Origin of the sequence: Microlunatus phosphovorus NM-1 (assembly GCF_000270245.1) — a bacterium.
Lineage (GTDB): Bacteria > Actinomycetota > Actinomycetes > Propionibacteriales > Propionibacteriaceae > Microlunatus > Microlunatus phosphovorus.
The window spans coordinates 4559188-4580535 of sequence record NC_015635.1 but is presented as its reverse complement, the minus strand read 5'-3'; the positions used below and the strand labels follow the sequence as shown (position 1 = coordinate 4580535).

Here is a 21348-nt window from a genome sequence, read left to right as displayed (position 1 = left end):
TTGGTCGCCATGATGGTCTCCTGTCGATTGGGCTGACCAGCCACCTATAGGCCGCGCGGGCAGCGGGCGTGGCTGGTTGTAGGTGCGCATTGAGCCGCGCGTGATACGAGAACGGGGCGGTCAGAGCGTCGCCTGGGCACGCTCTGAGAACGTGGCCGGACCGTTCGGGTCCCGTACGCACCTCGACACCCTGTCAACGCAGATCTGACGAGCGGGGATGCTTCATGCCTAGCCAGGTGTCAAGGGCCAGCAGAACTTGACCACTGGCGGTCTTGATGGCTGACCGGTGGCGGTCACGAGAAGTGCACGGTGGTGGCCATGGGTTCTGCCCGGGGTTGGCCACCGTCCGGCCTTGGTTCAGCTGCTCAAGGGGTTCACCCCCTGGCCGGCGAGTGCTTGGGTGAGGCGGACCGAGTCGCCGGTGGTCTGGCAGATGTGGGCGTGGTGGAGGAGCCGGTCGACGGTGGCGGTGGCCAGGGTCTTGGGCATGAGCTCGTCGAAGGCTGCTGGGTGCAGGTTCGACGAGATCGCGATGGAGCGTTTCTCGTAGCCGGCGTCGACCAGCCGGTAGAGGCCCTCGGTGGCGTCGGCGGCGACCGGGAGCAGCCCGATGTCGTCGACCACGATCAGGTCGGCCCGTAGCACCCGGGCGATCGCTTTGGTGACGGTGTCGTCGGCGCGGTGCCGGCGCAGCAGCACCCCGAGGTCTTCCAGGGTGAACCAGGCGACTCGTAGTCCTTGTTCGACGGCGTGCTGGCCGAGTGCTTCGAGCAGGAACGTCTTCCCGGTGCCCGACGGTCCGCAGACGACGAGGTTCTCGCGGCGGCCGATCCATTCCAGGGTGCGTAGCGCTTGCTGGGTTGGTGCTGGGATCGACGACAACTGGGGGTCCCAGCCGCCGAAGGTCTTGCCGGTGGGGAACCCGGCCGCGGTGCGGCGGGTGGCCAGGGCGGAGCGTTCCCGGCCGGCGACTTCCTCGGCGAGCAGGATCCGCAGCACCTCGACCGGTTCCCAGCGTTGTGCTCGGGCGGTGGCGATCACCTCCGGCGCGGCGCGGCGGATATGGGGCAGCCGCATCCGCCGCAGCAGCTGCTCGACATCGGCCGGCAGCGGCGGCGGTAGCGGTGCCCCGGCTTTCGGGACCGCGGCAGTGGTGGTGGCGGTCATCGGCCAACCCCCTGACTGCTGGTCACCGGGCTGCTGGTCATCACCTGGCTGTTGGTGACGGGTTGGCCGAGTTGTGCCCAGCTGAGGGTGCCCTGGGCCAGGGAGTGCTGGTCGCCGGCACGACGCGCCGCCGACGGCTGGTCGGGTCGGGGGTGGCGGGCGTGGTGGTCGAGGATGGAGGCCAGGTCGGCCTCGGCGAACCGGCCGTGGACGGCGGCGTGGCCGAGTGCCCAGTCCACGTCGCGGGCGTCGAACAGGCGGGACAGATCGACGGCCTGGGCCATCTTGACCCGCATCTTGCCCGTGCCGGCAGCTGCTGCCTCGCGCAGCCACAGCACCGCCCCGTCGCCGAGGGCGAGGAACGCTGACTCCGCCGGGTTCTTCGCTTTCGGGGCCCGGTCCAGCGGCCCGGCCGGGGCGGGCGGGAAATGGCTGTCGTCGACCCGGGGGCTGCCGGGACGGGTGCGGTCGTGCCGGGCGATCTCGACCGGCCCCCGGGCCGGGTCGACATAGGTGATCACGACCTGCTCATCGACTCCGCCGACCCCATAGCCGCGGACCCACACCGTCTTGCCCAGCAGGCTGGTCCCGCCGAAAGGCTCCCCATCGGGGCCGGCCAGCCGGTAAGGCACCGAGTACTGGCCGCCCTCGAAAGTGACCATCGGCGTGTTCGCCGGCACGATCCGGGTCGTGCCGAACGCCACCGTGTAAGGGACAGCGGCGACCGGATGCAGCCGGGCCCGTTCCTCGGCCAACATCTCCACCGGTGGCCGCCGGGTGATCCGGTGCGGGCGGGCGTTGACTCCGGTCTGGAACACTCCACAGGCCTTCCGCAGCTCAGCGAACGAGGCGTACTCGGGCAGCAGGTTCGCCTCCGTCGGCACCAGATCAGCCTTGCTGACCCGCACACTGGCCTCGCTGCCACCCTTCGACGCCGGATCCGCCGGCACACAGGTGTGCACGGTCACCGCGTAATGAGCCGCCCACGCGACCAGCTGCGCGTTACGGACCGGGATCCCGGCGATGTGGTCGGTGGTGACGGTCTTCTCATTGTCGGTCAGCACATAGGTCGGCACCCCACCCACCAGCCGGAACGTCTGGTCCAACGCGGCGAACACGCTCGGCAGCGTCTTGTCCCGCAACGCCAGCACGACCCGGAAACGGGACCAGGCCAGCCACGCGCAGAACAACACCGTGGCGACCCCGGCGACCATCGGGCCCTGCCCATAGTCGTACTGCAGCCACATCCCCGGCTCCGGGACCCATGGCCGGTGGACCCGTAACCGGCCATCACGGTAGGCCTGCTTCGCCTCCGCGACCGCGCGTCGGGTGGTCCGTTCCGACCCGGCATAGCCCATCGCGACCAGCTTGTCATGGGCCACATCCGCGCGGACCTTCCCGCGGGAACGCTCGACCAGCTCCTCCAGCTTCGGCAAAAACTCATCAATCAGCTGCGGCCGAACCACACCGTCGGCGACCGCACCACCCGCGGCGCGGGCCTCCACATAGCGTTTCACCGTGTTCGGCGAACACCCCGCCAGCTCGGCGGCATCACGCAACGACCTGGTCAGGTCGTAGGCATCCAAAATCTTCATGATCTCCTCGGCAGACTTCAACTCATCCCTTCCTCGGGTAGCGATCGGGCGCATCAGCACCGCTCATCGCACCCGAGGAAGGAGCCCAAACCCGGCAACCCGGGCAGGCAGACGACATCGTGTCGGGCAGATCCCATGACCGTCAGCGTTCAGTTCTCATGGCCGCCAACGATCAACTTCTTGGCCGTCTCCGTTCAGTTTCTCGTGGCCGCTGACAGCCAGGCAGGATTTGCGGCCAGTGTGTGTGGTCGGCGGGACGAGCCGGCCTGTAAGCCGGATTCTGTCTCGGGCCGGAGCCCGAGTGACGATCATCCATCTGCGACGGCCGTTGCCGACCGCCTGGTGCGATCTACCCGGGAGCCTCGGACGAGCAGCCCTCGAACGCTCCCGCGGATGCCCGGGGGCATCCTTCTTGATCTTGCTCCGGGTGGGGTTTGCCTAGCCATCCCGGTCACCCGGGATGCTGGTGGTCTCTTACACCGCCGTTTCACCCTTACCCCGTGCCGCGTACGGCTCGGGGCGGTTTGCTTTCTGTGGCACTTTCCCGCGGGTCACCCCGGGTGGGTGTTACCCACCACCCTGCTCGGTGGAGTCCGGACTTTCCTCGGAGAGCACGGCAACCGCCGTACCCACCGCGATCGCCCGGCCGACTCGTCCCGCGGACAGCGTACCGGTGCTGTGGAGCTGCCGGCCCGCGAATCCGCCAGGTAGGGCCGCGCCGTCCCAAGCGCGCTCCGCATCCCCACCCACTTCGCACTAGCTGCGTCATCTGCGCACCAGGTACACCCCATGCGGAGTTGCAGCAGTTGGTGCGAAGTGGGAATCGGGGGTGGGGCGGGGCAGGCAAGTCTCCTTCGGCCTACCTTCGGCGCAGGTCCTCGCGAGAAGGAGTTCTGGCACCTGATTCGGCCGTGAAGAGGTGCCTTGCCTCCTTCTCGATCAGCGATCCCACCCGACAGAGCCAGGAGTCACCGCTCCGACGCTGATCTGTGTCCCGTGGCACGAGAGGTTGAGCCACGCACGCCCGGTCACCGACCGTCCGTGGCCCCGCGGCGCAAAACGTACGCCACGCACGCGCAACTGGTGGTCGTCGTTGGCCCGGCGGCGCAAAACGTACGCCGTGCACGTCCGGTCACGATCGTTGGTGGCCCGGTGGCGCGAGACGTACGCCGTGCGCGTCCGGTCACGATCGTTGGTGGCCCGGCGGCGCGAGACGTACGCCGTACACGCCCGGTCAACGATCGTTCGTGGCCCCGTGGCGCAAACCGTACGCCGTGCACGCGCAACTGGTGGTCGTCGGTGGCCCGGCGGCGCAAAACGACTCAGCATCCGGTCAGAGCGGCGTACATCTTTGGCCCGGCGGCGCCAGCCGGACCGGCAACCGCAGGTCACACCAGCCCAATCCCCACTGCGCACCAGGTAGACCCCATGCGGAGTTGCCGCAGTTGGTGCGAAGTGGAACCGGGGTGGGGCGGGCGGCTGGGTAGGAATCGGGGGTGGTGGCGGTGCGGTGGGGTAGCGGACACGCCGTAATCGGGGTGTGAATCCCGTCAGTAGTGCCGGGGTCGACCGCAAATCGTCCGGGTATCGGTCTAGCATGAACAGTTATGACGGTGGACGATGCTGAGCGCCGTGTGGTCGAGTCGACGAGTGGCTCCTCACGCACCAATCCGTCAGCTACCCAGCCGTCACGGGACAGCGCGTCATCGGGAGAGTCGAGGCGATCAGCGGCGCCGCCCCGTCCCGAGGGCGTTTATGCCCAGCGGACTCGGATCCGCAAGCAGGAGATCCTCGACTCTGCACTGGTGGCCTTCAGCCAGAAGGGCTTCTACAAGGCTTCGCTCGCTGACGTTGCCAGTGCGGCCGGGATCACGGCCGCTGGTCTGCTCCACCATTTCAAGACCAAAGAGGCGCTGCTGGTCGAGTTGCTGGCCCAGCGTGACCTGATCGATCGACAGATCGCCACCACCGGCAGGGAGCGGCCTCGAGGGCGAGCGCTGTTGCAGCATTTCGTGGACACCATGGCCCGCAATATGACGCGACCCGTCACCACACAGATGTACGCGGTGCTCTCGGCCGAAGGGGTGACCGAGGGCCACCCCGCGCGGCAATGGTTCATGGATTGCTACGACGGGCTGCGACTGGCGTTGTCCACGGCGCTGGCCGAGGCCGGGGCCGATGGTGACATCGCGACAGACCTCGATGCGGACGCGACCGCCGCTGCGATCATCGCGGTGATGGATGGACTGCAGATCCAATGGCTCTACGATCCCGAGTCGGTGGATATGGCGACCGTCACCCATCAGGTGATCACCGCGTTGGTCCATCCGACCGTACCGTTGGAGCCGGCCGCGGCTGCTACGGTCGCGGGTCTGAGTCGCTGAACCCGCACAGGAAATCAAGAATCATGGATGTCGTCACCGGATCGGTGCAGAACTACGCCTGGGGGTCGACCACGGTCATCGCCGACTTCCTCGGTGTCGAGCCCGATGGGAGGCCGCAGGCCGAGCTCTGGTTCGGCGCGCACCCGATGGCGCCCTCTCGGGTGGGCCCAGTGTCCCTGCCCGCGTTGATCGAGGCCGACCCGACGAGGGTCGTCGGGGCGGACTCCGTCGCCCGGTTCGGCCCGCGCCTGCCCTACCTGCTGAAGGTTCTCGCGGCGGCTCAGCCACTCTCGCTGCAGGCGCACCCGACCCGGGCCGGCGCCGAGATCGGCTTTGCCCGGGAGGAGGCCGCCGGGATCGATCGGGCCGCACCGCACCGGCTCTATCGAGACGACTGGCCGAAGCCGGAGATGCTCGTCGCGTTGGACGATGTGGAGGCCTTGTGCGGATTCCGCGAGCCCGGTCGGACGTACGACTTGTTCGCTCGCCTCGGCGTGCCGGCAGCTCTCGAGCTGGTAGCTCCGCTGCGCTCCGGCAGATCTGAAGAGCTCGCCGCCGTCTTCGCCCGGATGCTGGGTCTGGATCAGGGCGAACGCGCGGTGGTCGCTCAGGTGGTGGCTGCCGCCTCCGCACTGGTGGAGTCCGATGGGTCGTCGGATGAGCCGGCACTCATCCGGTTCGCTCGGACGGCCGTCGAGCTCGACACTTACCATCCCGGCGATCCAGGTGTGCTGGCCGGTCTGCTGATGAACCGGCTGTCCTTCGGGCGATTCGAGGGCCTGTACCTGCCCGCCCGCAACCTGCACGCCTATCTGAGCGGTACGGGTGTGGAGATCATGGCGAACTCCGACAACGTGATGCGAGGCGGACTCACGCCCAAGCACATCGACGTCGCCGAACTGGTCAGCGTGCTCGACTTCACGCCCGGGGTGCCTGACCTGGTCGAGGTGGTCGCCGAGGGACCGGGGATCTGGCGATATGAGACCCCGGCACCGGAGTTCGCGATGTGGCGAGTCGACCTCTTGCCAGGGGCAGATGGTCCGATCACCCTGCCCGGCTGGGGCAGTGGCCGGATGGTGCTGGTCGTGGAAGGCTCGGTGCAGGTCAGTGACGGGGCCTCGACGCTGGCTTTGCAGCGGGGCGCCGTCGCGTACGGCTATCCGGACGAGACCCTGAAGGTGACCGGCTCCGGCATCGTCATGGTCGCTGCCCCTGGGGTCCCGGTCACGAGCCCCGACGAGTGACGACGACGATCAGTCCTCGCCCCAGTCATCGTCCTCGTCCCAGGCCTCGTTGCGCTCCTCGACGAGCTCGAGGGCGTTCTCGGCTTCTTCGCGGGTGGCGTACGGACCGAGCCGGTTGACCGCCTTGGTGTGGTGGTCGTCGGTGATCACGGACTTGGTCTTCAGGTCGTACCAGAACTGCTTCTCGGCCATGGGGACGACGCTACTCCTTAGGCTGCTGTGCTGTGAGCCGACTCCGTCCTGCCGCCATCTCGCCTGCTCGTGCCGTCCCGGGCAGCATCCCGCGTCCGCCGTACGTCGGTCGGGCCGCCCCCGAGCCCTACACCGGGTCGCATGTCCAGACCGCCGACACGGTCGAGCGAATGCGGGTGGCCGGCAGGATCGCGGCCCAGGCCGCTCGCGCCGGAGCGGCGGCGGTGATCCCTGGAGTGACCACCGATGCGATCGACGCTGTGGTGCATCAATTCCTGGTCGATCAGGGGGCCTATCCGTCGACGTTGGGCTATCGAGGCTTTCCGAAGTCGTGCTGCACCTCGGTGAACGAGGTCATCTGTCATGGCATCCCGGACGCTCGACCGCTGGAGGACGGCGACCTGCTCAAGATCGACGTCACCGCCTATGTCGGCGGAGTGCACGGCGACACCTGCATCACGGTCTACTGCGGTGAGGTGTCAGAGACCGATCGGCTGTTGAGCGAGCGGACCCAGGAGGCGTTGCGGCGGGCGATCCAGGCCGTCAAGCCAGGCCGCCAGGTCAATGTGTTGGGGCGGGTGATCGAGAGCTACGCGAAGCGATTCGGCTATCACGTGATCCGCGACTACACCGGCCACGGGGTGCACACGACGTTCCACTCCGGCCTGGTGATCCCGCACTACGACAGCCCGCACCACGACACGGTGATCCAGCCGGGCATGACGTTCACCATCGAGCCGATGCTTGCCCTCGGCACCCACGAGTGGGAGCTGTGGGACGACGGCTGGACCGTGGTCACCCGCGACGGCTCCCATGCCGCCCAGTTCGAACACACCCTGGTCGTCACCAACTCCGGTGCCGAAGTCCTGACTGTCCCCTGAAATGGCCCGCGCCGAGTCGAGCGAGTGACCGGGCGACCGAACCCCGGATCTGCTCGATCTTGTCGGATCTGCACTGGCTACTGAACCGGCCTGGATCCGTCGGAGGGCGGTGTTAGGCCGCGACGGGGTTGTCGGTGCCGTGGGTTGAATCGTAGTGCGCTTGCTCGTATTCGACGGGTGGGACGTCTCCGATCGAGGAGTGCAGCCGGTCATGGTTGTACCAGTGCACCCAGGAGGCGGTGGCGATCTCCACGTCGCGCCAGTGCCGCCAGACCGGCTGCTCGTGGTCGATGACCTCGGTCTTGAACAGCCCGATCGTCGACTCCATCAACGCGTTGTCCAACGCGTCGCCGACGGTGCCGATCGAGCCGGCGATCCCGGCCTCCCGCAGCGCCTCGCTGAACGCCAGCGACGTGTACTGGCTGCCGGCGCCGGAGTGGTGCACGAGCCCGTCGCCGGTGAAGTCGAAGCTGGTCCTGCGGCGGGTGAACAGGGCCTGTTCCAACGCCGAGGTCACCAGCGGGGTCTCCTTGTGGGTGGTGACTCTCCAGCCGAGGATGCGGCGGGAGAACACGTCGGTGAGGAACGACACGTAGCAGAACCCGTGCGGGGTCCACACGTAGGTGAAGTCCGCGACCCACCATTGGTCGGGCCGGGTGGGCCAGTTCCAGCGCCGCTTCACGTGATCGGGATGACGGGGTGCCTTGGCGTCTCGACGGGTCGTCACCGTCGACCGCTTCCCTCGTCTCACCCCGGTGATACCGGCGATCTTCATCAGCCGCTCGATCTGGTCCCGACCCAGCAGCAGGCCCTTGCGGCGGGCCGTCTTCCACAGCTTCCGACGGCCGTACAAGCCCCGGTTCTCCTTCCACAGTTGATACAGCTGGTGGGCGGCGTAGGCGTCGGCCAGGTCGGCCTCGGTGGGCCCGAAGCCGCGGTCGCGGTAGGCGTAGTAAGTGCTCGGGGCGATCGAGATGTCGTGCTCGGACAGCACGGCACAGATCGGCTCGACCCCGAAGCGGTCACGATGGGTCTCGATGTAGTCGACTACGACCCGAGTTTGCGGTCGAGCTCCGCCTGGGCGAAAAACGCTGAGGCGGTCTTCAAGATCTCGTTCGCCCGCCGCAGCTGCGCGTTCTCCCGCCGCAGCCGGGCCAGCTCCGCATCAGCAGGCTCGGCCGCCGCCGCGGGCAGCTTCCCGGCCTCGCCGAGATCGCGGCGGATCCAGTTCCGCAGCGTCTCAGCCTTGATGCCTAACAGCTCGCCCACCTCGACGCGGGCCTGTCGTTGGGAGACATCCCCAGCAGCGATCCGGTCGGCATACATCCGGACCGCCCGATCCTGGGTCTCTTGGTCGTACTTCTTCGGTGCAGGCATGATCCCTTCCTTGGTAGATCATGCCCTCCACGAAATCCAGGCCGATTCACTACAGATAGAGCAAGTCCGACAAGATCGAGCAAGTTCGGGCGTTCCTGCCAAACACAGCGCAAGAGTTTGCCTGTTACATCGTGTTACACGGGGTGTGATGTTCCTCCGTAAGGAGATTCACACGTCGTCGGTTTCATTTCGAGGCACACATACCAGTACCGTTTCTGGTCTAATCCAGGATGATTGCTGGTCTGGTCGAGCGGTCCGGACACGGGAGGTAGCCGATGGGGTTCTCGACCTCGGAACGGACGGCAGGTTCGCCGTCCACGGTGCCGGTCTTCTTCCTGTCAGACAGCACCGGCATCAGTGCCGAGACCATGGGCAACGCGCTGCTGATCCAGTTCCCGGACCTGCGCTTCGAGCGACGGCTGATCCCGTTCATCACCACGGTGGAGGAAGCCCGCAAAGTGGTAGCGACCCTCGACGCGGCGATGGACGGTCCGGTGACCCCGATCGCGTTCTCCACAACGGCGGTCACCGAGATCCGTGACGTGTTGCACGAGTCCCGCTGCCCGTTGATCGACTTCTTCGAGCTGCACATGAGCCGGGTCGAGGAGATCCTCGGCCATCCTGGGCAGCGGGTTGCGGCTCGGCTGCACGGACTCGGGGACGTCAAGCGCTACAACGCCCGGATGGCCGCCGTGGAGTACGCGATCGAGCACGACGACGGCCAGAGTCTGCGCGCCCTGGACAAGGCCGACGTGATCCTGCTGGCTCCTTCGCGCTGCGGCAAGACCCCGACCACGATGTATCTCGCCCTGCAGCACGGTGTCTTCGTCGCCAACTACCCGCTGGTGGAGGAGGACTTCGACACCAACGATCTGCCCCGGCCGGTGCGGCATCTGCGGAGCCGCTGCTTCGGCATCACCACGACTCCCGCCCGGCTGAGCCAGGTGCGCAACGAGCGACGGCCGAACTCACGCTATGCCTCGCTCGAGCAGTGCACGTACGAGTTGCGCCGGGCCGAGGCGCTCTATCGGATCCACAAGATCCCCTCGATCAACTCCTCCGCCAAGTCGGTGGAGGAGATGTCCACCGTCATTCTGCAGTCTCGACTGCCGCAGTTCGCCTGAGCCTGACTTCGCTCCACCAGAGCCCCACGAGAGGACCCCCGATGACTACCTCGACTCCCGCTGACGCGTCGACCCCTAGCAACAACGACAACGTTCGGTGGTTCTCCGAGCTGGGGCTGGCCGATCTGGAGCAGGTGGGCGGCAAGAACTCCTCGTTGGGGGAGATGGTGCGCAGCCTCAGTGCCGCCGGGGTACGGGTCCCGGACGGGTTCGCCACGACGGCCGACGCCTTTCGGAGGTTCATCGCGCAGACCAGGCTGGGTGACCTGATCAACGCGAAGCTGAAGGGCCTCGACACCGACGACGTCGAGGAGCTGGCCCGGGTCGGAGCGGAGATCCGGGCCGCCGTCGTGGCGCAGGAGTTCCCGGCCGATCTGGAGGCCGACATCCGGGCCGCGTACGCGCAACTGGCCGGTGACAACCCCGAGGCGAGCTTCGCGGTCCGCTCCTCGGCGACTGCGGAGGATCTGCCGGACGCCTCGTTCGCTGGGCAGCAGGAGACCTTCCTCAACATCCGCGGCATCGAGGCGGTGCTGACCGCGGTGCGGGAGGTGTTCGCCTCGCTCTACAACGACCGGGCCATCGCGTACCGGGTGCATCACTCGTTCGAGCACGAGGCGGTCGCCTTGTCCGCGGGCGTGCAGCAGATGGTTCGTTCCGACATCGGCGCCTCCGGGGTGATGTTCACCATGGACACCGAGTCCGGCTTCACCGATGCGGTGTTCATCACCTCGGCGTACGGGCTCGGCGAGGGTGTGGTGCAGGGGGCGGTCAACCCGGATGAGTTCTATGTCTACAAGCCCGCGCTGCGGGCCGGCCGCCCGGCGATCTTGAAGCGTGGCGTGGGCGGCAAGGCGATCAAGATGGTCTACACCTCCGATGCGACGGTCGGCCGGACCACCGAGTTCGTCGACGTCGATCTCGCCGAGCGGGGCAAGCTGAGCCTGACCGACGACGAGGTGACCGAGTTGGCTCGGCAGGCGCTGGCCATCGAGGAGCACTACGGCCGGCCGATGGACATCGAGTGGGGCAAGGATGGTGGCGACGGTGCGCTCTACATACTGCAGGCCAGGCCGGAGACGGTGCAGTCCCGCGCCGGATCGACGGTGCAGCGATTCCGGCTGAACGAGAAGGGTCCGGTGCTGATCGAGGGCCGCGCGATCGGCCAGAAGATCGGCGCCGGCCCCGTACGGGTGCTGTCCTCGGTCGCGGAGATGGCGAGCTTCGTCCCCGGCGAGGTGTTGGTGGCCGACATGACAGACCCGGACTGGGAGCCGATCATGAAGCGGGCCGCCGCCATCGTCACCAACCGCGGTGGCCGGACCTGCCACGCCGCGATCATCGCCCGCGAGCTCGGCATCCCGGCCGTGGTCGGTACGGGAGCTGCGACTCGTGAGCTGGCCGACGGACGCCAGGTGACCGTGTCCTGCGCCGAGGGCGACACGGGATTCATCTACGACGGACTGCTCGACTTCTCCGTGCAGGAGACGGCGATGGAGTCGATGCCGGAGATTCCGGTCGGCATCATGATGAATGTCGGCACCCCGGACCAGGCGTTCGCGTTCGCCAAGCTGCCGAACGCCGGCATCGGCCTGGCCCGGCTGGAGTTCATCATCAACCGGCAGATCGGCATCCACCCGAAGGCGCTGCTGGAGCTCGACACGCTGGACGACGAAGGATTGAAGGAGCAGATCCGCGAGGCCACACAGGCGTACGCAAGCCCGCGGGACTATTTCGTCCAGCGGGTTGCCGAGGGGGTCTCGATGCTTGCCGCGGCGTTCGCGCCGCATCCGGTGATCGTGCGGATGAGCGACTTCAAGTCCAACGAGTACGCCAATCTGCTCGCCGGTGAGCTCTATGAGCCGCACGAGGAGAACCCGATGATCGGCTATCGGGGTGCTTCGCGCTATCTCTCACCGGACTTCGCCGAGTGCTTTGCGATGGAGTGCGAGGCGTTGAAGCATGTTCGCGACGACATGGGGCTCACCAACGTCAAGATCATGATCCCGTTCGTGCGGACCGTCGCCGAAGGCAAGGGGGTGGTCGACCTGCTGGCCGCGCACGGTCTGCCGCGGGGCGAGAACGGGCTGCAGGTGATCATGATGTGTGAGGTCCCCTCCAACGCCGTGATCGCCGATCAGTTCCTCGATCACTTCGACGGCTTCTCCATCGGCTCCAACGACATGACCCAGCTGACGCTCGGCCTGGACCGCGACTCCGCCTTGGTCGCGGCCGCGTTCGACGAGCGGGATCCGGCGGTGAAGTTCATGCTCAGCACCGCGATCCAGGCATGCAAGGCCCGCGGCAAGTACGTGGGCATCTGCGGCCAAGGACCCAGCGACCATCCCGACCTGGCCGAATGGCTGCTCGCCGAAGGCATCGAGACCATGTCCCTGAATCCGGACACCGTGGTCGAGACCTGGCTGCGGCTGAGCAAGCTGGCTGCTCAGAGCTGACCTGATCCCACGCCAGTCCGGGGCGGCACCAAGTGTTCGTGGTTTGGGCACCTTTGCTTGAATGGTTCCAAAGAGCATGGTTGCCTTGGTCGTATGGCCACCGCAGTGCAGGCGCTCGGTTGGGCCGAACGGCTTCGCGGCGTCGGCCTGCGTGTCACGCAACCGCGGTTGGCGGTGCTCGACGTGGTCTACACCGCACCCCATCTCAGCGCCGATCAGGTCGCGGAGCGGGTCCGGGCCGGGATCGGCGCTGTGTCCACGCAGGCGATCTACGACGCCTTGAACACGTTGACCGATCACCACATCCTGCGTCGGTTCGAGCCGGCCGGCTCGGCGATGAAGTTCGAGATCGCCACCGGTGACAACCACCACCACCTGGTCTGCCGCAGCTGCGGCAGCGTGACGGACGTGCCGTGCACCGTCGGGTCGACACCCTGTGCGATGCCGGAGGAGACCCACGGGTACGAGGTGGAGGAGGCCGAGGTCACCTACTGGGGGGTCTGCCCCGCCTGTCGTACGCGGGGTTGAATGGTTGTTGCTCGATCTTGTGGGATCTGCTCGGGCTACAGATCGAGCAGATCCCACAAGATCGAGCAGCTGTCCTTCCTGTGGGGACGAACTACTCCACCCGCAGGTTCTTGATCGTCGAATCCAGGGTGCGGAGCAGTTTGGTGTCGCCGAGATTGACCTGACCGATGAACATGGCGAGCGACTCCGGCGAGTCGGTGTCCACCACGATCACCTCGACGGTGTCGCCCTTCGCCTTCAGCTTGGGGTCTTTGATCAAGATCTTGGCGCGGATCGACCACGCTGAGTGCCCGTCGACCGTCACCGGCTTGGACCAGACCTCCTCGCGGTCGGTGAAGTACGGGTAGAGCCCGGAGGTGATCACGCACTGCATCACCAGGTCCGCGGCCCGTTTCGGCTCGTCGAAGCCATCGCCGGTGAACAGTGCGCCTACCACGAGATTGGCGTACCAGTCCGGCGACTCGACCGGGATCGACTGCTCTCCGACGTCATAGGCCCAGCTGTACGCGAGCCCGGAGGCATCGTCCCATCCCGATACCCGCGGAAACGACAGTCCACCGCCGTGCATGCGTCCATCGGAGGGGTACGGCTGACGGCTGATCGGCATCCCCTCCGGGCACGGGCGCAGCGGTCGAGCCTCACTCGGTGTCGCAGTGGGGAGCGGACGCGATGGTGCTTCGGAGGGGATGTTGCTCGGCTCCAGGGTCGGGGTCGCGCTGCTGTCGTCCCACCCTGAGACGGTTGACGACGGCAGCGGCCCTGGATCAGGGTCGGCCACTGGCCGGTCGGTTTGCAGGCCGCGGATGACCACCACGCCCACCAGGACGGCGACCACGACTGCCGCGATGACCATGATCACCGGACCCCAGCGCCGGCGACCGGTGGACTGAGCCGTCGGCGGCGAGGCGCCACCCGGATGGTCTGTGGTCTCTGGCGACCAGGCGTGACCGTCCCAGTACCGGTACCGATTCGGCGCCCCGGCCGGATCGGGATACCACCCGGGCTGTGACATTGCCTCAGGTTAGTACCCAGTCGTCGTACACCGCGGTTGTGAGCGTCGCCGACCCGTATCTCTCGCGACACGATCCACCCGCCGTACGCACCCACCCCACCGGGACGGCAGACTGGGACCGTGGACAAGCAGACCGAGTTCGTATTGCGGGCGATCGAGGAACGAGACGTCAGGTTCGTCCGGATGTGGTTCACCGACGTCCTTGGGTTCTTGAAGTCGGTGGCGATCGCGCCGGCCGAACTGGAGGGGGCCTTCTCGGAGGGGCTCGGCTTCGACGGATCGGCGATCGAGGGCTTTGCCCGGGTCTACGAGTCCGACATGGTGTTGCGGCCGGACCCGTCGACCTTCCAGGTGCTGCCCTGGCGGGATGCGAGTCCGGCGACCGCGCGGATGTTCTGTGACATCGCCATGCCGGACGGGTCGCCGTCGTACGCCGATCCTCGTTATGTGCTGAAGCGCGCGCTGAAGAAGGCCGCCGATCTGGGGTTCACCTTCTACACCCACCCCGAGGTCGAGTTCTTCTTGTTCAAGAATCCGGTGATCCCGGGTGAGCCGCCGATCCCGGTGGACTCCTCGGGCTATTTCGACCACACCCCGCAGAGCATCGGCAGCGACTTCCGCCGCAAGGCGATCACGATGCTGGAGCAGATGGGCATCTCGGTGGAGTTCTCCCATCACGAAGGGGCGCCAGGACAGCAGGAGATCGATCTGCGTTATGCCGATGCCCTCTCCACCGCCGACAACCTGATGACCTTCCGGGTGGTGGTCAAGGAGGTCGCGCTGTCCCAGGGGATCAACGCTTCGTTCATGCCGAAGCCGTTCAGCGACCAGCCGGGCTCGGGGATGCACACCCACATGTCGCTGTTCGAGGGCGACAACAACGCGTTCTATGACGCGAGCGCGGAGTATCACCTGAGCAAGACCGCCCGGCACTTCATCGCCGGCATGCTCCGGCACGCCGCCGAGATCACCGCGGTGACCAACCAGTGGGTGAACTCGTACAAGCGACTGGCCGGCGGCGGTGAGGCGCCGAGCTACATCTGCTGGGGCCGGAACAACCGCTCCGCGCTGGTGCGGGTGCCGATGTACAAGCCGAACAAGGGTGCCTCGGCCCGGATCGAGCTGCGCTCCATCGACTCTGCGGCCAATCCCTATCTGGCCTTCGCGCTGATGCTGGCCGCGGGTCTGGCCGGGGTCGAGGGCGAGTATCCGCTGCCCGAGGGCGCCGAGGACGATGTCTGGAGCCTCACCGAGCGCGAGCGGCAGGCGCTGGGCATCGAGCCGCTGCCGCGAAACCTGGACGAGGCGATCCGGGTGATGGAACGCTCCGAGCTGGTCGCCGAGACCCTCGGCGATCACGTCTTCGACTTCTTCCTGCGCAACAAGCGGGTCGAGTTCGACGAATACCGTCGCCAGGTCACCCCGCAGGAGCTGCAGAAGCTGCTCCCGGTCTTGTAGCGGGGGATAGCGGGACAAATGCGGGTCTCAACCGCTCGATCGCCCGCGACACGCCGCGGCTGACCAGTTGAGCCGCGGGTCTGTCCCTGCGCGATTCGTCACTCGCTGTATTGGTCGTCACTCGCTGTTCACTCCGCGCTCGAGTCTCTGCCTTCCCTCGTCGCTCGCAGACGAAGAGCGTGTCTGCTCGCTCCTCAGTCCAGGCAGAGCCGCGCTCCGCTCACGGTCGCTCGCGACGGGCGGCTGCGCTCCCAAGACTCCGTCTTCACTCCTCACTCGCGACGGGCTATCGGTAGTCGTCGAGGAGCAGTCGCTTCCGGGTGGTGAGCAGCAGGATGGCAGCCAGGCCGGTGGTGCCGACCATGATGATCGCCATCGGTACCGGAGTGCCGTTGTCCAAGACGCCGACCAGGGGAGCGACCGAGCCGCCGAGCATGAACTGCGCCGCGCCGAGCATCGCTGCCGCGGTCCCGGCCGACTCGCCGTGCCGGTTCAGCGCGATCGCTGGGGCGTTCGGGAACGACAAGCCGGCGCCGGACAACACAAAGAACAGCGGCGCCAGGAACGCAAACCAGCCGCCGGCCCCCAGCAGCATCAACACCAGCAGACTGAGCGCTCCGGACGCGGCCAGCAGCACGCCGACGGTCAGCACGTTCACCGGGCCGTATCTCCTGACCAGCCACGGGTTCACCTGCGTCATGACGATCATCCCGATGGTGTTGACGCTGAAGGCGATGCCGAACTGAGCCGGGGTCATGCCGTACAGGTCCTGCAGCACGAATGAGGATCCCGCGATGTAGGCGAACAGCGTGGCGAACACCATGGCTGCGATCAGCACCATCACGATGAAGAGCCGGTCGGCGAACAGCGAGCCGTACGCACCGAACGTGCCGCGGACGCTGGCCGAGAGGCGCCGGTCGACCGGCAAGGTCTCGGGCAGAGCGATGAACGCGGGGATCATCATCAGCGCGGCCACCAGAGCGATCGCAACGAAGATGCCGCGCCATGAGGTCAGCGCCAGCAAGGCGCTGCCCAGCGACGGCGCGAGCAGCGGGGCGAGGCCGAGCACCAACATCAGTCGCGACAGCAGCTGCGCGGCGCGGATGCCCCGGAAGAGATCCCGCACGATAGCCATCGAGACCACCGCGATCGCGGCGCCGGCGAAGCCTTGCAGAGTGCGAGTGACGATGAGCATCGTGACGCTCGGCGCCAGCGCACACAGCAGCGACGTGCCGGCGTGGACGGCGAGTCCGATCAGCAGTGGCTTCCGACGTCCCACCGCGTCTGACACCGGGCCGAGGATGAGCTGGCCGAAGCCTAGACCGACCAGCAGGCCGGTGATGGTGGCCTGCGCCTGAGCATCGGTGGCACCGAGCTCGGCAGTCAGCTCCGGGAGCGCCGGCAGATAGGTGTCGATGGTCATCGGACCGATCGCGCTCAGCGCACCGAGCAAGACGACGAGCTGGACGTACTTGCGACCGACGAACCTGCTGGCCAGGTCGGTCGGCTGCGGACTATCGGTCAGCACAGTGGGGGGCAGAGTTCGGCCTTGGGACACCCCGCCTCCAACACGCCACGCCAACAGTCCATTCCCGCAGCTGCGCTGTGTTGTCGTCGCTCGCTGTTCACTCCGCGCTCGAGTCTCTGCCTTCCCTCGTCGCTCGCAGACGAAAAGCGTGCCTGCTCGCTCCTCAGTCCAGGCAGAGCCGCGCTTCGTTCGCGGTCGCTCGCTGTGTTGTCGTCGCTCGCTGTGAGGCTGCGCTCCCTAGGACTCCGTCTTCACTCCTCACTCGCGACAAAGAACGTGTCGCTCGTTCGTCGCTCCAGACGGAGCCCTCGCTCCGCCTCACGGCCGCTCGCTGTGTTGTCGTCGCTCGCTGTGAGGCTGCGCTCCCTAGGACTCCGTCTTCACTCCTCACTCGCGACAAAGAACGTGTCGCTCGTTCGTCGCTCCAGACGGAGCCCTCGCTCCGCCTCACGGCCGCTCGCGACGGGGGTCAGGAGAGAAGCGGCAGGACGTCGGACAGATCGGCGCGCAGCCCGGAGGCGTGCACGGCGCCGGATGCCAGGGCATCGGTCCAAGCCGTACGGCCGGTGGCCAGCCGCAGGAAGGTGAGTACGTCGGTCTCCACCACATTCGGCGGGGTGCCGCGGGTGTGGGTGGGACCGGGATCGCCGACCCCGCACTGCACGGCCGCGTACGGCGGAATCCGCACCTCGACCGAGCGTCCGGGATACGCGTCGGCGAGCATCCCCGCCAAGCAACGTGCCGTTCGACCCAAGGCTGAGCGGACCAAGGGAATCGGCTCCAACTCGGGGAAGGTGCGGTTGAGGTCGTCGGTGTGGACGACGAGCTCGACGATCCGGGTCTCGATCCAGTCCTCGGCGCGCAGCGGGCCACGCGGCGCCTGGACGACGGCCGGGTAGGCATCGGCGAGCGTGGCGGCGACCACGTCGAGGGACGTGCCGAACTGAGCTGTCAGCTCCGGTCCGGTGTGCTCGGCAGCGGTGTCGTTGGTCGAGGTGGCGATCGCCTCGACACTGGGTCGATAGCGGGCGACGAACGCGTACGGTGCCAGCGGCTTCTCTCTGCTGGGTTGCTTCAGTACGCGGACCAGGCCGCGCTCGATCAGCAGCAGATGGGCGACCAACAGCCGCACGTCCCAGCCGTCGAGCACGCTCGGTCGGCCGTACGCATCGGCGGGCAGCGCTTGCAGCCACGCGTCCAGAGCATGGCTCTGATCGAGCAAGGCATCCGCGGCGGTCGGTCGGTGGCGCACGGCTCCATCTTCGCTCACCTCCCGCCGACATATCCGTTGACGCCGACGCATCCGTTCATGCCGATGCGTGGAGCCAAGCCACCTACGTCGGCAGCTCACAAGTACGATCACTGTCCGTGAGCCGGATCGAGACGACTCAGGGTGTGCTGGCTCGGCGAGGATTCGCCGATCCGGCTGCTGCCATGCAGATCCTCGGCGACTGGGACGACGCGCAGGCACATCTGCTCGATTTGGTGACGGAGGCCGCGGACCCCGATCTCGCGCTCAGCGCGATCGACCGGCTCGGGGAGGTCGTCCCTGATCTGCTGCTCCGGCTGACCAACTCACCCGACCTGGCTCGGCAGCTGATCACGCTGCTGGGGGCCAGTGAATACATCGGTCGCCATCTGTTGGCCCGACCCGAGCAGGTGGACTGGCTCGACGGTGACGTACGGCCGCTCAGCGCCGACCAGATCCGCGCCGAGTTGCTCCGTTCTGTCGGCGCTGACCCGGAAGCTCCACTGCCGCTGGCCACGGACCTGGTCGGGGACGGGCTGCGATTGGCCTATCGCGGTCACCTGATGCGCATCGCCGCGTGGGACGTCTGCGACCCGGAACCGATCGAGGTGATGCCGCGGGTCGCCGACGCGCTGTCCGACCTGGCCGATGCGACCTTGGAAGCCGCGCTGGCGATCAGCCGGGCCAAGGTAGGGGAGAAGGGGCTGAAGACACGACTGGCGGTCGTCGGACTGGGCAAGTGTGGCGCCCAGGAGCTCAACTACGTCAGCGATGTCGACGTGCTGTTCGTGGCGGAGCCGATGCTCGACGCCGACGGCAGTCCGTTGATCAGCGGTGAGCAGGCGGTCAGCACCGCCACCCGGATGGCCGCCGAGCTCACCCGGATCTGCTCGGCGTACACCGCGGCCGGGACCATCTGGGAGGTCGACTCCGCGCTCCGGCCCGAAGGCAAGGCCGGTCAGCTGGTCCGCAGCCTGTCCAGCCATCGCACCTACTACCAGCGCTGGGCCAAGACCTGGGAGTTCCAGGCGATGCTCAAGGCCCGGCCGAGCGCCGGTGATCTGCAGTTGGCGCAGGACTTCGTGGACATGGTCTCGCCGATGGTGTGGCGGGCCGCCGAGCGGGAGAACTTCGTCGCCGACACCCAGGCCATGCGCAAACGGGTGGTCGCCCATATCCCCGCCCGCGACGCTGGTCGCGAGATCAAGCTCGGTGAGGGCGGCCTGCGCGACGTCGAGTTCTCGGTGCAGCTGCTGCAGCTGGTCCACGGTCGGGTCGACGAACGACTGCGGGACCGCGCCACCTTGGCGGCGCTCAAGGCGCTGACCGACAACGGGTACGTGGGTCGCGAGGACGGCAAGCTGTTCCGGTTGGCGTACCAGTTCATGCGGACGCTGGAGCACCGCGTCCAGCTGTACCACCTGCGGCGTACTCACCTGATGCCCGACAACGAGGCCGATCTGCGCCGGCTCGGCCGCTCACTCGGCTATCAGCGCCCTGCCGAGCAGGTGGTGTCGACCTGGAAGCACGCCTGCCAACGGGTCCGCCGGCTGCACGAGCGGCTGTTCTACTCACCGCTGCTGGACGCGGTCGCCCGGATCCCGTCGAAGGACCTGCGGCTGACCGAGCAGTCGGCCGTGGATCGACTGAAGGGTCTCGGGTACGCCGATCCGCAGGCCGCCTTGCGGCACATCGCGGCACTCAGCCAAGGAGTCACCCGGCAGACCGAGATCCAGCGTCAGCTCTTGCCGGCCATGCTCGGCTGGTTCGCGACGGCGCCCAACCCCGACCACGGACTGCTCGCCTTCCGGCAGGTCTCCGACACTCTCGGCAGCACCCCCTGGTATCTGCGCGCGTTGCGCGACGAGGGCATGATGGCCGAGCGACTGGCCAGGATCCTGGCCTCCAGCCGGTATGCGGTCGCGTTGCTGCAGCGAGCACCGCAGACCATGCAGATGCTGGCCGACGACGCCGAACTGGTGCCGAAGTCCGAGGCCGATCTGCGCGCCGAGATGCAGGCCGCCGCCCGGCGCTCGGAGGAGCCGATCCCCGCGGTCGAGTCGATCCGGGCAATCCGCCGCCGCGAGCTCTTCCGGATCGCGGCGAGCGATCTGCTCGGCATGAGCGACGTGTTGACGGTGGGCGACGGGCTCTCCGAGCTCGCCTCGGCGACCGTGCATGCGACCCTCGATGTCGCTCGCCGGGCTTCGGGAGCGGAGCAGGTGCCGGAGATCGCCGTGATCGGGATGGGCCGCTGGGGCGGGCGAGAGCTGTCGTACGCCTCGGACGCCGATGCGATGTTCGTGATGGCCGACCCGGTCAGCATCGACCAGGACTGGACCAAGATCGCCGGCTCGGTGATCTCGGAGATGCGGCGTCTGTTGACCCGGCCGAGCGCTGATCCGCCGCTGAGCATCGACGCCGATCTGCGGCCAGAAGGCAAGGGCGGGGCGCTGATCAGGACGCTGACCGCGTACCGGAACTACTACAGCCGCTGGTCGTCCACCTGGGAGATGCAGGCGCTGGTTCGCGCCGACGCGATGGCCGGCTCACCGGGTCTCGGTCAGGAGTTGATGGCGCTCATCGATGAGAAGCGCTGGCCCGACGGTGGGCTGTCGACTTCCCAGGTGCACGAGATCCGCCGGCTCAAGGCGCGGGTGGACGCCGAACGACTGCCGCGCGGTGCAGATCCGGCTAAACACACCAAGCTGGGACCCGGCGGCCTCGCCGACGTGGAGTGGACGGTGCAGCTGCTGCAGTTGCAGCATGCCCACGAAGTGCCGGAGTTGCGGACGTCTCGGACGATCGAGGCACTTCGGGCCGCCCGGCGGGCCGAGCTGATCGATCCGCAGGACGCCGGTCACCTGGAGGCCGCCTGGCTGCTGGCCAGCAAGATCAGAAACCAGATCATGCTGGTACGCGGTCGCGGCTCGGATTCGCTGCCCAGCGATACCCGGGAGCTGGCGGCCTTGGCCGAGCTGATGGGCTATGGGTCGGGTGAGTCCTCCCACCTGCTGGCCGACTATCGGCGCGTCACCCGTCGCGCACATGCGGTGGTGGACCGGGTGTTCTGGGGCCTGAAGGACGGCGACCGGCGACTGCGCTGACGACCGCGCTCGGCACCTCAGCCATGGTCCGCGCCGGCTTGGCGAA

The 21348-nt window shown here is 67.4% G+C and carries 15 protein-coding genes, 1 other RNA gene and 1 other annotated feature; of the genes, 8 read left to right on the top strand and 8 right to left on the bottom strand.

What is annotated here, in order from left to right; genetic code table 11:
- Positions 1-357: 357 nt before the first annotated feature.
- From istB to rnpB, 3 genes are all read right to left on the bottom strand, one after another.
- Positions 358-1167 (bottom strand): IS21-like element helper ATPase IstB, encoded by an 810-nt coding sequence (gene istB, locus MLP_RS20665; RefSeq protein ID WP_013862440.1) that lies wholly within the window; start codon positions 1165-1167, stop codon positions 358-360.
- Entirely contained in the window at positions 1164-2783 is a 1620-nt protein-coding gene (istA, locus tag MLP_RS20660) for an IS21 family transposase (RefSeq protein WP_041791596.1), read from the bottom strand. The genes istB and istA overlap by 4 nt, the downstream gene beginning before the upstream one ends.
- A gap of 232 nt (positions 2784-3015) precedes the next feature.
- An RNA gene (gene rnpB / locus MLP_RS26960) (RNase P RNA component class A) lies at positions 3016-3416 on the bottom strand.
- Positions 3417-4369: 953 nt separating this feature from the next.
- Here rnpB and MLP_RS20655 point away from each other — a divergent pair.
- Together MLP_RS20655 and manA are read left to right on the top strand one after the other, a co-directional pair.
- The gene (locus MLP_RS20655) at positions 4370-5146 is read left to right on the top strand and encodes a TetR/AcrR family transcriptional regulator (RefSeq protein WP_013865121.1); all 777 of its coding nucleotides are present in this window, start codon (positions 4370-4372) and stop codon (positions 5144-5146) included.
- Between the two features lie 23 nt (positions 5147-5169).
- Entirely contained in the window at positions 5170-6390 is a 1221-nt protein-coding gene (gene manA, locus MLP_RS20650) for a mannose-6-phosphate isomerase, class I (RefSeq protein WP_013865120.1), read from the top strand.
- Positions 6391-6399: 9 nt separating this feature from the next.
- Here the strand turns inward: manA and MLP_RS20645 are convergent, their stop codons facing one another.
- Positions 6400-6582 carry a hypothetical protein gene (locus tag MLP_RS20645; RefSeq protein WP_013865119.1) on the bottom strand — a complete coding sequence of 61 codons (183 nt, stop codon included), beginning with the start codon at positions 6580-6582 and terminating at the stop codon, positions 6400-6402.
- Positions 6583-6614: 32 nt separating this feature from the next.
- On the opposite strand from MLP_RS20645, the gene map reads away from it, so the two are divergent.
- Complete coding sequence (map, locus tag MLP_RS20640) at positions 6615-7463, top strand: type I methionyl aminopeptidase (RefSeq protein ID WP_013865118.1); 849 nt, start codon at positions 6615-6617, stop codon at positions 7461-7463.
- A gap of 112 nt (positions 7464-7575) precedes the next feature.
- Here map and MLP_RS20635 read toward each other — a convergent pair.
- A protein-coding gene (locus MLP_RS20635; protein WP_407938961.1) for an IS3 family transposase occupies positions 7576-8840 on the bottom strand; the annotation gives its coding sequence in 2 pieces (ribosomal slippage) (positions 7576-8546 and positions 8546-8840; 1266 coding nt in all).
- Positions 8425-8556 (bottom strand) — a sequence feature (AL1L pseudoknot). (Overlaps the previous gene by 132 nt.)
- 275 nt (positions 8841-9115) lie before the next feature.
- Between MLP_RS20635 and MLP_RS20625 the strand changes: the two genes are divergently transcribed.
- The 3 genes from MLP_RS20625 (at position 9116) to MLP_RS20615 (ending at position 12948) form a co-directional block, all read left to right on the top strand.
- Entirely contained in the window at positions 9116-9964 is an 849-nt protein-coding gene (locus MLP_RS20625; RefSeq protein WP_013865116.1) for a pyruvate, water dikinase regulatory protein, read from the top strand.
- A 41-nt stretch (positions 9965-10005) separates the two neighbouring features.
- A complete protein-coding gene (ppsA, locus tag MLP_RS20620) occupies positions 10006-12420 on the top strand; it encodes a phosphoenolpyruvate synthase (protein ID WP_013865115.1) in 2415 nt (804 codons plus the stop codon).
- Between the two features lie 93 nt (positions 12421-12513).
- Positions 12514-12948 carry a Fur family transcriptional regulator gene (locus MLP_RS20615; RefSeq protein WP_013865114.1) on the top strand — a complete coding sequence of 145 codons (435 nt, stop codon included), beginning with the start codon at positions 12514-12516 and terminating at the stop codon, positions 12946-12948.
- Between the two features lie 91 nt (positions 12949-13039).
- Here MLP_RS20615 and MLP_RS20610 read toward each other — a convergent pair whose 3' ends face one another.
- Positions 13040-13960, bottom strand: a complete 921-nt coding sequence (locus MLP_RS20610) for a DUF2510 domain-containing protein (protein ID WP_013865113.1) — start codon at positions 13958-13960, stop codon at positions 13040-13042.
- Positions 13961-14080: 120 nt separating this feature from the next.
- Between MLP_RS20610 and MLP_RS20605 the strand changes: the two genes are divergently transcribed.
- Positions 14081-15418: a glutamine synthetase family protein gene (locus tag MLP_RS20605; RefSeq protein ID WP_013865112.1), complete on the top strand. Its 1338-nt coding sequence runs from the start codon at positions 14081-14083 to the stop codon at positions 15416-15418.
- A 286-nt stretch (positions 15419-15704) separates the two neighbouring features.
- Here the strand turns inward: MLP_RS20605 and MLP_RS20600 are convergent, their stop codons facing one another.
- Positions 15705-16976, bottom strand: coding sequence for a multidrug effflux MFS transporter (locus MLP_RS20600; RefSeq protein ID WP_156821243.1), 1272 nt, complete (start codon positions 16974-16976; stop codon positions 15705-15707).
- Between the two features lie 439 nt (positions 16977-17415).
- Positions 17416-18198 (bottom strand): maleylpyruvate isomerase family mycothiol-dependent enzyme, encoded by a 783-nt coding sequence (locus MLP_RS20595; protein ID WP_013865110.1) that lies wholly within the window; start codon positions 18196-18198, stop codon positions 17416-17418.
- Positions 18199-18314: 116 nt separating this feature from the next.
- Between MLP_RS20595 and MLP_RS20590 the strand changes: the two genes are divergently transcribed.
- A complete protein-coding gene (locus MLP_RS20590; RefSeq protein WP_013865109.1) occupies positions 18315-21302 on the top strand; it encodes a bifunctional [glutamine synthetase] adenylyltransferase/[glutamine synthetase]-adenylyl-L-tyrosine phosphorylase in 2988 nt (995 codons plus the stop codon).
- The last annotated feature ends 46 nt before the right edge of the window (positions 21303-21348 follow it).

Coding starts and splice junctions, on each gene's coding strand:
- istB (WP_013862440.1), bottom strand. CDS start 1,167: ATGACCGCCACCACCACTGCCGCGGTCCCGAAAGCCGGGGCACCGCTA.
- MLP_RS20655 (WP_013865121.1), top strand. CDS start 4,370: ATGACGGTGGACGATGCTGAGCGCCGTGTGGTCGAGTCGACGAGTGGC.
- MLP_RS20610 (WP_013865113.1), bottom strand. CDS start 13,960: ATGTCACAGCCCGGGTGGTATCCCGATCCGGCCGGGGCGCCGAATCGG.
- MLP_RS20615 (WP_013865114.1), top strand. CDS start 12,514: ATGGCCACCGCAGTGCAGGCGCTCGGTTGGGCCGAACGGCTTCGCGGC.
- MLP_RS20625 (WP_013865116.1), top strand. CDS start 9,116: ATGGGGTTCTCGACCTCGGAACGGACGGCAGGTTCGCCGTCCACGGTG.
- MLP_RS20645 (WP_013865119.1), bottom strand. CDS start 6,582: ATGGCCGAGAAGCAGTTCTGGTACGACCTGAAGACCAAGTCCGTGATC.
- ppsA (WP_013865115.1), top strand. CDS start 10,006: ATGACTACCTCGACTCCCGCTGACGCGTCGACCCCTAGCAACAACGAC.
- manA (WP_013865120.1), top strand. CDS start 5,170: ATGGATGTCGTCACCGGATCGGTGCAGAACTACGCCTGGGGGTCGACC.